13 protein-coding genes and 1 pseudogene are annotated in these 13,914 nt (G+C 44.7%); 2 read left to right on the forward strand and 12 right to left on the reverse strand.

The features are described from left to right. Positions 1-2: 2 nt before the first annotated feature. From thrS to HC660_RS14590, 9 genes are all read right to left on the reverse strand, one after another. On the reverse strand, positions 3-1,934 hold the full coding sequence (thrS, locus tag HC660_RS14550) for a threonine--tRNA ligase (protein ID WP_010335257.1): 1,932 nt from the start codon (positions 1,932-1,934) through the stop codon (positions 3-5). A 395-nt stretch (positions 1,935-2,329) separates the two neighbouring features. Beyond that, positions 2,330-3,175: a putative sporulation protein YtxC gene (gene ytxC / locus HC660_RS14555; RefSeq protein WP_168748500.1), complete on the reverse strand. Its 846-nt coding sequence runs from the start codon at positions 3,173-3,175 to the stop codon at positions 2,330-2,332. Between the two features lie 78 nt (positions 3,176-3,253). Further along, positions 3,254-3,895 (reverse strand): TVP38/TMEM64 family protein, encoded by a 642-nt coding sequence (locus HC660_RS14560; RefSeq protein ID WP_168748501.1) that lies wholly within the window; start codon positions 3,893-3,895, stop codon positions 3,254-3,256. A 38-nt stretch (positions 3,896-3,933) separates the two neighbouring features. After that, complete coding sequence (dnaI, locus tag HC660_RS14565; RefSeq protein WP_024122442.1) at positions 3,934-4,866, reverse strand: primosomal protein DnaI; 933 nt, start codon at positions 4,864-4,866, stop codon at positions 3,934-3,936. Between the two features lie 27 nt (positions 4,867-4,893). Beyond that, entirely contained in the window at positions 4,894-6,315 is a 1,422-nt protein-coding gene (gene dnaB, locus HC660_RS14570; RefSeq protein WP_168748502.1) for a replicative helicase loading/DNA remodeling protein DnaB, read from the reverse strand. A 112-nt stretch (positions 6,316-6,427) separates the two neighbouring features. Next, positions 6,428-6,886 carry a transcriptional regulator NrdR gene (gene nrdR, locus HC660_RS14575; RefSeq protein ID WP_010335260.1) on the reverse strand — a complete coding sequence of 153 codons (459 nt, stop codon included), beginning with the start codon at positions 6,884-6,886 and terminating at the stop codon, positions 6,428-6,430. A gap of 274 nt (positions 6,887-7,160) precedes the next feature. Continuing rightward, complete coding sequence (gene speD, locus HC660_RS14580; RefSeq protein ID WP_003223584.1) at positions 7,161-7,541, reverse strand: adenosylmethionine decarboxylase; 381 nt, start codon at positions 7,539-7,541, stop codon at positions 7,161-7,163. 237 nt (positions 7,542-7,778) lie between these two features. Then, on the reverse strand, positions 7,779-8,801 hold the full coding sequence (locus tag HC660_RS14585) for a glyceraldehyde-3-phosphate dehydrogenase (RefSeq protein WP_010335261.1): 1,023 nt from the start codon (positions 8,799-8,801) through the stop codon (positions 7,779-7,781). A gap of 206 nt (positions 8,802-9,007) precedes the next feature. After that, positions 9,008-9,388 (reverse strand): winged helix-turn-helix transcriptional regulator, encoded by a 381-nt coding sequence (locus HC660_RS14590; RefSeq protein ID WP_029441386.1) that lies wholly within the window; start codon positions 9,386-9,388, stop codon positions 9,008-9,010. Positions 9,389-9,571: 183 nt separating this feature from the next. On the opposite strand from HC660_RS14590, the gene HC660_RS14595 reads away from it, so the two are divergent. Continuing rightward, the gene (locus HC660_RS14595; protein WP_168748503.1) at positions 9,572-10,762 is read left to right on the forward strand and encodes an MFS transporter; all 1,191 of its coding nucleotides are present in this window, start codon (positions 9,572-9,574) and stop codon (positions 10,760-10,762) included. 24 nt (positions 10,763-10,786) lie between these two features. Then, positions 10,787-11,629: a glyoxal/methylglyoxal reductase gene (locus tag HC660_RS14600; RefSeq protein ID WP_168748504.1), complete on the forward strand. Its 843-nt coding sequence runs from the start codon at positions 10,787-10,789 to the stop codon at positions 11,627-11,629. A gap of 36 nt (positions 11,630-11,665) precedes the next feature. Here the strand turns inward: HC660_RS14600 and coaE are convergent, their stop codons facing one another. From coaE to mutM, 3 genes and pseudogenes are all read right to left on the reverse strand, one after another. Further along, positions 11,666-12,259 carry a dephospho-CoA kinase gene (coaE, locus tag HC660_RS14605; protein ID WP_168748505.1) on the reverse strand — a complete coding sequence of 198 codons (594 nt, stop codon included), beginning with the start codon at positions 12,257-12,259 and terminating at the stop codon, positions 11,666-11,668. Between the two features lie 15 nt (positions 12,260-12,274). Further along, positions 12,275-12,925 (reverse strand): annotated as a pseudogene (ytaF, locus tag HC660_RS14610) (sporulation membrane protein YtaF); the annotation flags it as partial. A gap of 153 nt (positions 12,926-13,078) precedes the next feature. After that, complete coding sequence (gene mutM, locus HC660_RS14615) at positions 13,079-13,906, reverse strand: DNA-formamidopyrimidine glycosylase (protein ID WP_010335266.1); 828 nt, start codon at positions 13,904-13,906, stop codon at positions 13,079-13,081. Positions 13,907-13,914 lie beyond the last annotated feature (8 nt).

The following is a 13,914-nucleotide window of genomic DNA, read 5'->3' on the forward strand; positions in this document are numbered from 1 at the left end:
TATCATTTCTTCGCTTCAGCTACAGCCTTTTTCACAAAATCATCAAGTGAAATGGTTTCAGACTTCTGCTCTCCGTATTTACGGACGTTTACCGCTCCGTTTTCTGCTTCTTGGTCACCGACCACAAGCATGTACGGAATTTTTTGCATTTGCGCTTCGCGGATTTTGTAGCCGATTTTTTCATCACGGCTGTCGACTTCTACACGCAGGCCTTCACGCTGCAGGCGCTCTTGTACTTGCTTCGCATAATCCAAATGCACAGCCGGAGAAACCGGGATGACCTGGAACTGAACCGGTGCAAGCCATGTTGGAAGTGCGCCTTTATGCTCTTCGATAAGGAATGCAACAAATCGTTCCATTGTTGACACTACACCTCTGTGAATAACAACCGGTCGATGCTGCTTGCCGTCTTCTCCGATATATGTCAGATCGAAGCGTTCAGGCAGCAAGAAGTCCAACTGAACAGTAGACAATGTTTCTTCCTTGCCGATCGCTGTTTTCACCTGAACATCAAGTTTAGGGCCGTAGAATGCAGCTTCGCCTTCTGCTTCGTAATAATCATGGCCAATTTCGTCCATTGCCGCTTTCAGCATAGATTGCGCTTTGTTCCACATTTCATCGTCATCAAAATATTTTTCTGTGTCTTCCGGATCACGATAAGACAGACGGAAAGTGTAATCGTGCAAGCCGAAATCTTCATATACGTCCTGAATCAAACGAACAGTTCGGATAAACTCATCCTTAATCTGATCCGGACGGACAAAGATGTGAGCATCATTCAGTGTCATGCCGCGCACCCGCTGAAGACCTGACAGCGCACCTGACATTTCGTAGCGGTGCATTGTGCCAAGTTCAGCGATACGAATCGGAAGCTCACGGTAGCTGTGAATATCATTTTTATAAATCATCATATGGTGCGGGCAGTTCATCGGACGGAGCACAAGTGTTTCATTGTCCATTTCCATCGGAGGGAACATGCCTTCTTGATAATGATCCCAGTGTCCTGATGTTTCATACAGCTCTTTGCTTCCAAGCACTGGGGTATAAACGTGTTCATAGCCGAGGCTGATTTCTTTATCGACAATATAGCGCTCGATCGTGCGGCGGATTGTCGCGCCTTTTGGCAGCCAAAGCGGCAGACCTTGTCCGACTTTTTGAGAATTCGCAAACAGCTTTAATTCTTTGCCGAGCTTTCTGTGGTCTCGCTCTTTTGCTTCTTCAAGCATGCGAAGATGCTCGTCAAGATCAGCTTTTTTGAAGAAAGCTGTTCCGTATACACGCTGAAGCATTTGATTATTGCTGTCACCGCGCCAATATGCACCTGCAAGGCTTAACAGCTTAAATTCTTTGATTTTTCCTGTTGACGGAACGTGTACGCCGCGGCACAGGTCAAAGAATTCGCCCTGCTCATAAATCGATACGGTTTCCCCCTCAGGAATCGCATCCAGCAGTTCAAGCTTCAGATCATCGCCGATTTCCGCAAAGCGGGCTTTCGCTTCTTCACGGCTGACTTCTTTTCGAACGATCGGAAGGTTCGCATTGACGATTTTTTTCATTTCTTTCTCGATTTTCGGCAGATCCTCCGGTGTAATCGCTTCTTCCATTTCTACATCATAGTAAAAACCGTTTTCGATAACAGGGCCCACACCGAATTTCACATCTTTGTAAATGCGTTTAATCGCTTGCGCCAGTAAGTGAGCCGTACTGTGGCGCATAATCTCAAGACCCTCTTCTGATCCTTCAGTAATGATTTCCACAGTGCCGTCTTCGTTGATCGGCGTTTTCAAATCGATTTCTTTTCCGTTCAGTTTTCCGGCTAATGATTTCTTTTTTAATCCCGGACTGATGGATGCCGCGATATCTTCTGTTGTTGTTCCTTTCGCAAACTCCTTGACTGCTCCATCAGGAAATGTGATTTTTACCATATCTGACATCTTTGTCACTCCTTTTTTTGCATATAAAAACCCCGCCCCCTATGAAAGGGACGAGGTTGAATAAACGGAATCGTGGTTCCACCCTTTTTTCCGCAAGCCCATACACCGGCATTTGCGGCTCTAAACTCTGTAACGGGAGTTCCCGTCAGCCATTACTGTCCCTGCTAAAGGTGTTCACAGCTGAGGTTCAAAGGCGGTAAAGCGAATGGTCCTTAGCTGGGAAGCTTGCAGCCGTGACTTCCCTCTCTTCAAGCCGGTATCATTCCTTCATGTCCTTATCAGTACGTGTGTCAATCTTAATCTCCTATGTATTATAAATTGTTCGTTCTAAAAAATCAACACGATTGTATTTCCTTTTTTTAAGCGGCAGCCTTATGTTTACAGGCTGCCGGCACTTATCCCTCCGAGTGCTTGACCGGTGTTTCAGCGTTTGAAAACGCCTGAAGCGGAAGCATTTGCACACGTTCTTGAAATACGTTTTGAATCGTCCTTACCATCATATGCTCAGGCTGGTCTGTATAGAGAACCACCTCATCAGGTGCGATGGAGATCAGCGGCGCAAGCAAATGGGAGTCAATGTACATGGGGTGATCCCGGACAAATCGCCTGTCTATGTATTTCATTTTTTCCCGTTCCGGCACATAGCGCATCTCCCACAGTGTAAACGAACCGTCATGGACAATGTGCACCTTTTTGATTCGCGGAGGCTTAGCCATTACGTAGTCTCTGAGTGTCTGAATAAAGTTTTGGTACTCCTGCTCCATCTTATATTCGTCTATTGCCGCTTCCACAGTTTCTCTAAGCTGTTCGTAGTACTTTCCGAGGCGAAAGATTTGAAAGGAACGAATTGAAAATACTTCGTCCTCTAAACAAATCGTTCGGAGCTCATCTAAAATATACTGCTTGCGCGGCGGCTTCATCGGTTCAAACGGAAGAACATCAGCTTCCCCCTCTATAATACTGTGTGCGAGCTGAAGGATTTGCTGCTGCTCATCCTGGTCCGTGAAACAATACGTCTCTTCAATCAACGACAGCATATGCTCGTCTTCTTTGCATTCTAAAAAAAACTTGACCAGAATCGGCTCCATAAAACGCTGAATAGAGAAAGCCGGCTCAGCTTTTTCAATCTCGATTTTTCGTATACTTTCACGGACAATGATGTTTTCCCGATCGTCCGAATGCTGAATGAGATGTAAAAAAGCGGCTGTATCTTGGTCATCTTCAAAGATTATTTCAAGCATGTTTGTCCCCCCTTACGGCATCTGTTACAAGTATATGGGGGATGTTTTTAAAATAGACGTAAAGGTCACAGGCAAATCTTAATTTGATTCTTGAAACAAGTTTTGCATTTTCTTTCTGAAGATAAGTGGCAGCGCCATAAAAATGATATAAAATCCGAGGACGAGAAAGAAGGCGGGCAAATTGCCCGTGAAAAAGCTTGCTCCCAGCACGTTCAGCGCAACGGTCCCAGGGATGATTCCCGCAGCCGTCGCCGCAAAATAGGGCAGCGCCTTGACATTAGAAAGCCCTGCCGCATAGCTGACGAAGTCAAAATTAATCGGAAGGATCCGCAGAAGAAAGATATAGAAAAAACCGTTTTCCTCCATCTGTTTCTGGATGTTTTCCAGCCTTTCATGATGGCTGTTCGTTTTTGCAGCAAACAGACTGGCTGCAAAAAATGAGACAGCCGAAGCGCACATCGACCCGAATAGTGTGTAAAGCGTGCCGAGAATCGGGCCAAAGGCGAGACCGCCCGCAATAGAAATAACTGATACCGGAAATAATACAAGCGGCCTGACGATCGATATCCCGATAAAGATAAGCGGTGCAAAGATGCCAAACGATAAAACCCATATTCGGATTTCCTTCGGAGATAGATTTAAATACCTTTTATTGGCCCAAAAAATCAAGCCTGCTCCCGCAAGCACTGCCAGCCATTTAACAGCCGTTTTAAGTTTCATACCCTCTCAGTTCCTTCCCCTTTGAACCGCAGCGGTTATTAATGGCGGCGGTTTTCTCCGTCAAGACGGATCGGAGCAGCCAGATATAAAATCCGCTCCATTAATCTAGCCGCTTTTACTTCTTCCTTTTCTCCCCTTTGCGAATACGTAAAATGATGTTTCAGCTCATCAGGCGAGAAATTAGAAGAGAAGAAAGTCGGCAGTTGCTGAGACATTCTGTGCTGAAGCACTGTCCCGATGACTTCATCCCTGACCCAGCTCGTCATCGATTCCGCTCCGATGTCGTCGAGCATCAGTACAGGCGTTGTTTTTACCATGTTCAGCTTTTCTTCCAATGAATGATCTTGAAGCGAGTTTTTCAGCTCTCTGACAAATTCGGGCACATAGACGATCATGGAGGAATACTCTTTTTCCGCCAGCTCATTGGCAATAGCGGCGAGCATAAAGGTTTTCCCTACGCCGAACTTGCCGTACAAATACAATCCTTTCCCTTTTCCCGTCTCATTATAGCTTTTCAGAAAATCCGTGACATGCTGGAACATTGCAAGTCTGCTCGGGTCATTAATATCGACCTGCTGGAACGTCGCTCCGAGAAGATCCTGTTGAATATACATGCTTTTCATGAGAGACTTCTGTTTTTTCTGCTGATCGAGCTTTCGTTTGACCGGACATTCGTAATACTCGATATCAATAGAGCGGCCGGTCATCACAAGCTTCGGATGGTAGCCCTCCAACAGATTATTGCTGTTTTCGTCTTCTGAACAATAAGAGCAGTGCTTGCTCTGTCCAATATATTCATAAAGCTTATTTAAGCTTCTTTCAATCATTTTTTGATCGATGACGTCTTCATTTTCCTTCAAAAATGCCTGAACGTCCTGATCCTTCATCACTTTTTCCTTCATTTGTTCAAGACGCTTTTGGAAATCCGGTCTGCCGGTTACGCCCTGCAGGGAACGGCTGATTGGTTCCATGTATTACTTCACCCCGCATCTCTGCTCTTAATAGGCAGAGTATTTTTTCAGTTTTTTCATTTCTTCCATCATCTTTTTCTTCTGTTCTTCCAAGTCCTGTTCATGTAGCATCTGCTGTCCGGTTTCAGAATCGGACGCCGATTTCTTTTCTTTCATCCAGTCAGGAAGTTTTTCTTCGCGAATCACTTTTTGATTTCGTTTAGAAGCTTGGCTCGTTTTACCTTCAGCCCATTCAAGATACTGGCGGTTTTCTTCTATGGCAAGCTTCATCGCTTCTCTGACCGTTTTGACTTTTTTGCGCGCCCAATGGGAGGCAATTTTTTGTATATAGTTTTTCGACAGCTTCATGTCGGTTTTCAGCATGACATAATAAATTAACACATTTATGACGCCTGGTTCCAGCTTCTGTTCAAACATAATCTCTTCTATAATTTTCAAATCTGCTTTTGACGGTTCGGTTCCGTCCGCGATATCCTGAAGAAGCTTTTTCGGTGAGATGACCTCCAGCAATGCGATCAGCTCACTATCCAGCGAATCCTCTTCTGCCGGTTTTGCGCCTTCACGCAGATGTACCGGCTGTGTTTTCTCCACTAAGTCCGGGAGCTGTCCGTTCCTCTCGATTTGGTACCAGTCGCTTGCCGCTTTTCTTAAAGCTTCGGTGGTAATCACTTCATGCTCATCGATCGCGCTCATGACGACGTTTTGCATCTGCAAAGGATCAATGCCGTACAAATAAGAAAGCTTTTTAATCGTTTCCCGCACCTGCTGTGTCATTGCTTTTCTCGGAATCATCGTCTCCGAAAGCCCCGCTAAAAACAAATCAAAATCGAACACATCCTCTGTAACGGTATAGGACGGAGCCTGTCCGACAGTTGTATACTCTCTTCCCGTCGCCAGTCTCACCGTTTCCTCCATGTCGGATGTAAGCTTCCATTCACTCGGCTGCAGCGATTCAAACGCATGGTTAAACGGCCTTGTAATTTCTTTGGCATCTTCTGAAATCGCCGGATGCGTAAAAAATTGTTTTAACTGCTGATATTTTGTTTTTCCGACTCTGTTATATAAAAAAACGTTCAGCATGCCGTCTTCGAAAAATTCATTCGGCCGCAGCGGCGGCAGCAGTTCATATATAAAGAGGCGCTCCTGCCGCTCGGATTCTTTCATATATACTTTCAGCAATCCGATGCCCTCGAGCTTTCCCTGTTCCTGATGGATCGTTTTCAAATTGGACTGAGTCATTCCCATCAGCTGTCTATGTGTGGATTCTCCGCCCCACAGTCGGTTTTGTTCAAGTTCTCCCCACAATGTCATATAAAGAGAGAATGCAACAGGGCCGATTAAGGGCTGGTACAGTTGTGTAATAATTTGTCTGTCAATATCCTGCAGCATTGATTTGCTTTTCACCACATAAGGGTCTACAGGCAGTACATCTTTCCAATAGTCAGCCATACATTCTCAAACCTTCCGATTATGTTTCTACCCTCATTTTACACCGTTTCGAATATCTATCAAATGCCAATTTTGCACATGAGAAAAGAGCTAGAAGAATCCTTTTAGCTCTTTAACGCTCTTTCTTTATTAAATCTTTTAATTCATCGATAAAGACATTAATATCTTTAAACTGCCGATAGACGGACGCGAACCGCACGTATGCGACTTCATCAACCTTAGCCAGGCGGTCCATGACCATCTCTCCGACGAACTCGCTTTTCACTTCGGAACAGCCTTGGTTGCGCAGTTCTTTTTCAATGTCAAAACACATATCTTCCAGCGTCTTGAGTGAAACAGGTCTTTTTTCACATGCTTTAATAAGGCCGCGCAGCATTTTTTCCCTGCTGAATTCCTCTCGCACGCCTTCTTTTTTTACAACGATGAGCGGGGTTTCCTCCACTTTCTCAAAGGTAGTAAAGCGGTAATGGCAGGCTTCGCATTCACGTCTTCTGCGAATGGATTTTCCGTCATCCACAGGCCGTGAATCGAGGACTCGTGTTCCGTTATGCTGGCATGAAGGACATTTCAATAAAATCAGCTCCCAACTATTTCGTTCCCTGCAATGTATATTCGGCAGCCTCCGGCTATAAAAGTGATGTGACAGGCATCTGTCGGGAGAGCCGTTGTTTAGGCTGTATCTAACAGCATCAGGCGGTTTATGACATATCTCTTTCTTATTTTACAAAAAAAACGAAAAAAGAAAAAGCTGGCCGCCCCTGTTTGTTCATAAAAATAAAAGGAGCATAAGCTAAAAAGCGCGTAACGGCTTTCTAGCTCCAGCTCCCTTTGTGTTCGTGTTTACTTTATAGTACTTTCGCTTGCGCCTGTTTAATCTGCACAGGCCCCATTCCTCTTGGTATTTCAATGTTTTCTCTTGTATCAGCATGTAATGCCTCTGCAATGTAGTCAGCAGCGACATTAGGATCTAAGTCTCCACAAGTATAAACATCAATGCTTGCATATCCGTGCTCAGGAAAACTGTGAATCGTTAAATGTGATTCAGAAATGATAACGACTCCGCTTACGCCTTGCGGTGCAAATTTGTGAAATGCAACCTCGCGCACCTCAGCTCCTGATTTTAAAGCAGCATTTACAAACGTTTTCTCAATAAAATCCATGTCATTCAGCTTATCAAAATCGCATCCCCATAGCTCGGAGATAACGTGACGCCCCATTGTTTCCATAGTCATGGACCCCCCTTAACAAGAATTAAAAAGTGAAGTTCCAACAACTGGGTCGGCTATTTACCACGGGGGAAAGTTAGTCCGGAGAGGTCCTAACCCTTTAAGTAATCCCGAAACAGTCTCAAGCAAGAAGTTCACGAAAAATAGTATACTGTGTTTAAGTCTAATTTGCAAGAAGCGTTTTTTCAGAAATTTGCTGTTAAGGGTTTTTTCTTAAATTGTGTCCATGACCTTATTCTATACAACAGATGGATGTTTCATTCGTGCCGCCACATGGCGGATGAGATCAACTACTCTGCATGAGTAGCCCCATTCATTGTCATACCATGCGAGAACCTTTACTTTCCTGTCTTCCATCACCATTGTCGTAAGCCCGTCAATAACCGCCGAATGCGGATTCGTATTATAATCTGTCGACACGAGCGGTTCATCCGAATAATCAAGCACTCCGTACATTGACGTTTTGGCAGCCTGCCTGAATGCTTCGTTTACCTTTTCTGCCGTTACATCCGTTTTCAAGTCGACAACAAGATCAACTAATGAGACGTTCGGAACAGGCACACGCAAAGCGAGACCATGAAGCTTTCCTTTCAGGTGAGGCAGAACAAGCGAAAGTGCCTTTGCCGCGCCTGTTGTCGTCGGGATGATGGATTCACCGCATGCCCGGGCGCGGCGCAAATCTTTGTGCGGATTATCAATATTTTTTTGATCGTTCGTATAAGCGTGTACTGTCGTCATTAGACCGCTCTCAATGCCAAATTCATCATCAAGCACTTTCACAACCGGTGCAAGGCAATTTGTCGTGCATGACGCGTTTGAAATAATCACGTGGCGTTCAGCATCAAATTGGTCTTCATTAACACCCATCACAATGGTAACGTCTTCATTTTTCCCCGGAGCGGTCAGAATGACTTTTTTCGCGCCCGCATCAATATGTCCCATCGCTTTTTCTTTTGAATTAAACTTCCCTGTTGCTTCAACGACAATGTCAATATCATATTCCCGCCAAGGCAGCTGTTTCGGATCACGGCTGTTTAACAAGAGTACTTTTTTTCCATTCACAATCAGACTGTCTTCTCCAGCCTCAACTTCTTTTTCGTACCGTCCGTGATTTGTGTCATACTTTATTAAATGAGCCAGCGTTTCAGCCGAATAGCTGGCGTTAATAGCCACTACTTGAATTTGATCGTCTAACATTGCTTTTCTAAAGACCATTCTTCCGATTCTTCCAAACCCATTTATCGCTACTTTCACCTTCATGTTGGTCACCCCTCATCAATTATGTCACTCTAATTTGTTGTCATCTAAAATTAGTATAACACATTAAAAAGAATTCGCCAGTACATATTGATAAAAATCAACGATTATAACGCTAATTTATGATGTATCGTACGTTTTCTTGCACAAAATATGAGGATGAAGAATAAAAAAAGCAGCCAGCGCTGCGCACTGCCTGCTTTATTTTCTTATGATTCCTGTTTCAATTTATCATTGAGCACACTTTCTTCTAAAACAGAGAAAGTATCGCCGTATACCTTGTTTATATGGTTCGCTCCCCAAGCACAGAGCATATCTAATATGCCTTCTAAGCTGCGGCCGTATTCGCTCAGTTCGTATTCCACTTTAGGAGGAACCTGATTGTACACGATCCGGTTAATGACACCGTCCGCTTCCAGCTCACGCAGCTGCTGGGTCAGCATTTTTTGAGTAATATTCGGCATTAACCGTTTTAACTCACTTGTTCGTTTTTTTCCGTGCGTCAGGTGGCATAAAATCACGCATTTCCATTTCCCGCCGATTACTTCAAGAGTCGCTTCAACTGAAATGTTATATTTTTTCCTCTCCATGCGGTTCACTCTCCTTACAGGCACCAAAAAGTGACTATAGCACTTAAAAGTACGTACTTTTCTTTTTTGATGATATCTTTCATAATCACATTTGCCGGCTGATTTGAATCTGCTCTTTATATTTATATAGCTTGCTCGGCAGAATTTCAATCATACAACACATAACAGCAAGGAGGAACATGAATGACTTCAGCCAATAAAAGCAGCATTCCTGCACTTCTGGCTCTCGCCATTAGTGCATTCGCGATAGGGACAACCGAATTTATCAGCGTCGGCCTTTTGCCGTTAATTTCTGATGATTTACACATTCCTGTAACAACAGCAGGATTGACCGTCTCCCTATACGCACTTGGCGTTACGTTCGGCGCGCCTATTTTAACTTCATTGACCTCAAGCATGTCACGAAAGACGCTATTGCTTTGGATCATGATCATATTTATCGCCGGAAATACGATGGCCGCGTCAGCCTCTAGCATCGGAGTTCTATTAGCAGCACGTGTGATATCCGCTTTTTCACACGGTGTGTTTATGTCGATCGGCTCGACAATCGCAGCCGATCTTGTCCCTGAAAATAAAAGGGCGAGTGCGATTTCCATTATGTTTACAGGACTTACCGTCGCAACCGTTACCGGCGTTCCTTTCGGCACGTTTATCGGCCAGCAGCTCGGCTGGCGGTTCGCCTTTATGGTTATTATTGCCGTCGGCATTATCGCTGTCATTGCAAATGGCATTCTTGTCCCTTCCAATTTACGAAAAGGGACGAAAACAACGATGCGGGATCAATTCAAGCTTGTGACAAATGGCCGTTTACTGCTTTTATTTGTCATAACAGCATTAGGATACGGAGGGACATTTGTTGTGTTCACTTATCTGTCTCCCCTGCTTCAGGAAGTGACAGGCTTTAAGGCCGGCACGGTAGCCATTATCCTGCTCGTATACGGAATTGCCATTGCCATCGGCAATATGATCGGCGGAAAGCTGTCCAATCGAAATCCGATCGGCGCGCTGTTTTATATGTTTATCATTCAGGCGCTCGTCCTGTCTATGTTAACATTTACGGCTCCTTATAAAATTGCTGGCCTCATTACGATTCTCTTTATGGGCTTATTGGCCTTTATGAATGTGCCCGGCCTTCAAGTATATGTCGTCATGCTGGCTGAACGTTTTGTACCGAGCGCAGTAGACGTAGCATCCGCGATTAATATTGCAGCATTTAACGCAGGAATTGCCCTAGGATCATTTTTGGGAGGCGTGATTACCGATTCCATCGGACTGATTCATACCGCATGGATTGGAGCTTTAATGGTAGCAGGAGCCGTTATCTTAACAGGCTGGAGCCGCCTTCTGGAAAAACAGGATCGGCAGGCAGCCTAACATTTCAATAAGGAGGAAACAAACATGACAACACATTTACAAGCAACAGCAACACTTCATAACGGGGTGAAAATGCCGTGGTTCGGCCTCGGTGTATTCCAAGTGGAAGAAGGGTCAGAACTCGTCAATGCCGTGAAAACCGCCATTGTTCACGGTTACCGCAGTATTGATACTGCCGCTATCTATGGAAATGAAGCGGGAGTCGGGGAAGGTCTCCGTCAAGGAATTGAAGCAGCCGGCATCACCAGAGAGGATTTATTTGTCACATCAAAAGTGTGGAATGCAGATTTAGGGTATGAGGAAACATTGGCTGCATTTGAAACAAGCCTGTCAAAACTCGGTTTGGACTATTTAGATCTATACCTCATTCACTGGCCTGTGGAAGGCAAATACAAAGAAGCTTGGAGAGCGCTTGAAACCTTGTATAAAGAAGGCCGTGTCAAAGCGATCGGTGTGAGCAATTTCCAAATCCATCACCTGGAGGATCTGCTGAAGGATGCTGAAATGAAGCCTATGATCAACCAAGTGGAATTCCACCCGCGTCTCACGCAAAAAGAGCTGATGGCTTATTGCAAAAAGCAAGGCATACAAATGGAAGCATGGTCACCTTTAATGCAGGGGCAATTGCTTGATCATCCCGAACTGACAGACATCGCGCAAGCTTATAACAAATCCGTCGCGCAAATCATTTTACGCTGGGATTTACAGCACGGCATCATCACCATTCCTAAATCAACAAAGGAACATCGAATTAAAGCGAACGCGAACATATTTGATTTTGAATTATCACAGGAAGACATGAACCGTATTGATGCGTTGAATGAAAATCTGCGCGTCGGTCCTGATCCGGACAATTTCGATTTTTAATCACAAAAACACCGTTCATCAATGAACGGTGTTTTGTTATGCCCAGCAGCTGAGAATTTCCTCAAGCTGCTGTTTTGTCTCTTCGAGTGTGCCGCTGTTGTCTATTACGTTATCCGCTCTTGACACTTTTTCCTCTAATGGCATTTGGGAGCGGATCCGGCTAAGCGCTTCTTCTTCCGTTAATTGGTTGCGCTTGATCAGACGCTCAAGCTGAAGCTCTTTTGTCACACTGACCACAATAATTTTATCAACTAAAGACTCCAATTTGCTTTCGAACAATAGCGGGATATCTAATACCACAAATGTCTCCTGATTTGCAATGGACTCATCACGCCGCTTGAGCATTTCCTCTCTGACCGCAGGATGAACAATTGAATTCAAAGCAAGACGCTTCTGTTCATTTGTAAAGACCATTGCTCCAAGCTTTCTTCTGTCTATATCACCATTTTCGAGCAGAATGTCTTCACCAAATTCGTCAATGATCTGCCGGTAGGCCGGCATCCCTTTTTCTACCGCTTGTTTTGCAATGATATCCGCATCTATGACAGTGATTCCTTTATCTATCAGCATATTGGCAACCGTACTTTTGCCGCTTGCTATTCCTCCCGTTAAACCAATGACTAAGGTCAAGAGATCCACTCCTTTTTACAATTTCCAGAGCCCGATCGTGATCAGCAAAAGCCCCGGCAAAAATGCCATTTTATCAATCCATCTCCATTTAGACAGAATATGTCCGGCATTAATGCCGACTGACACAAACAGCGAACTCATAATCGCGACGGTTATGCTCATCGCAATGGGAGAAAAACCGAGAATGGCCGCTCCCATTCCTGCTCCGAAGGCATCAATCGACAGGGCGAATCCCAATAACACCGCTTCAATTCCAGTAATCACACCAGATTTGTCGATATCCGCACTCATCGGTTTTCTCAAAATATGGATCACAATGCCCAATGACCGAACCTCTAAATTAAGCAGTGTTTTTTCATGCAATAGGTATTCTTTGTCTTTTGCCGGCCTGAAAAATTGGTATAAAACCCATACGCCGATTCCAACCAATATTAACCCGCCAAGCTTCTCAGTCACATATACGGGAAAAAACTTGGTGAGAAAGCTTCCGATCAGCATGGAAATAAACATAACAGTGCCGGAACAGAAGGCAATGACGATAATGGCCTTTAGCGGTATCTTCATTTTTCGCAATCCATACGTAAATCCGACTGAAAAACTGTCCAAGCTGACAGCTAACGCCAGCAGCAGTATAGAAACCATTTGCATATTCGTTTCTTCCTTTCTGTTGGTGCTCTTGTATCAGATGTTAAATGCCCGGAGAATCATCACAATCATGTATATGGAAAAGTGATAAATCCGTGTTTCCGAAAAACGGCACTTCCTCTATAACAGAGCTACTGATATATGCACCGACAGCTTGGACGATGAAGCATTATTCTATTTTTTCTGGCACTTGGCGCAAAAATGCGTGCCTCTGCCTCCGACGACAATTTTTGTAATCATTGTTCCGCAATTTTTGCAGGGCTCATCTTTTTTTCCGTACACAAAATGCTGCAGCTGAAACATTCCGATTTCTCCTTGGGAATTGATATACGACCGGACAGTGCTTCCGCCGGCATCAATCGCTTCCTGAAGGGTATTTTTAATTTCAGCATGAAGTTTTTTGATTTTTTGATCTGACAGCTGATTTGCTTTTGTCTCGGGATGAACGCCCGCTCTGAACAGAGCCTCGTCCACATAAATGTTTCCGAGTCCGACGACCGTTTTCTGATCCAGAAGAGCAGTTTTGACAGCTCGGTTTGTTTTCTCCAGCCGCGCTTTCAAATACGCACTCGTAAATTCTTCTGCATCCGGTTCGGGTCCGAGCTGAGAAAGCGGCAGCTCCCCTGCTTCCTCTCCCGGTTTAAATAAATGCATGGTTCCGAATTTCCGAACATCCCTGTAACGCAGCTGGGTTCCGTCCGTCATCGTAAAAATGACATGCACGTGTTTATCGTCCGGCTCCTCCTCTTGGTGAAGGCCGTACTTTCCTTCCATACGAAGGTGGGAGACCATGACATAATGATCCAAGTTAAACAGTAAAAACTTTCCCCGTCTTCCGATGGACTGGATGGTTTCTCCTGCTAAGTTTCGCGCAAATTCCTCCGGTTCGGCAGGCCGTTTGATGATATTCGGCCATCTGATCTCTACCGATTTGATTGTTTTTCCTCTTACAAGCCCGGTCAGAGTGCGCCGGACGGTTTCAACCTCTGGTAATTCCGGCACATCCATCA

It is taken from the genome of Bacillus mojavensis, from assembly GCF_012648005.1.
Lineage (GTDB): Bacteria > Bacillota > Bacilli > Bacillales > Bacillaceae > Bacillus > Bacillus mojavensis.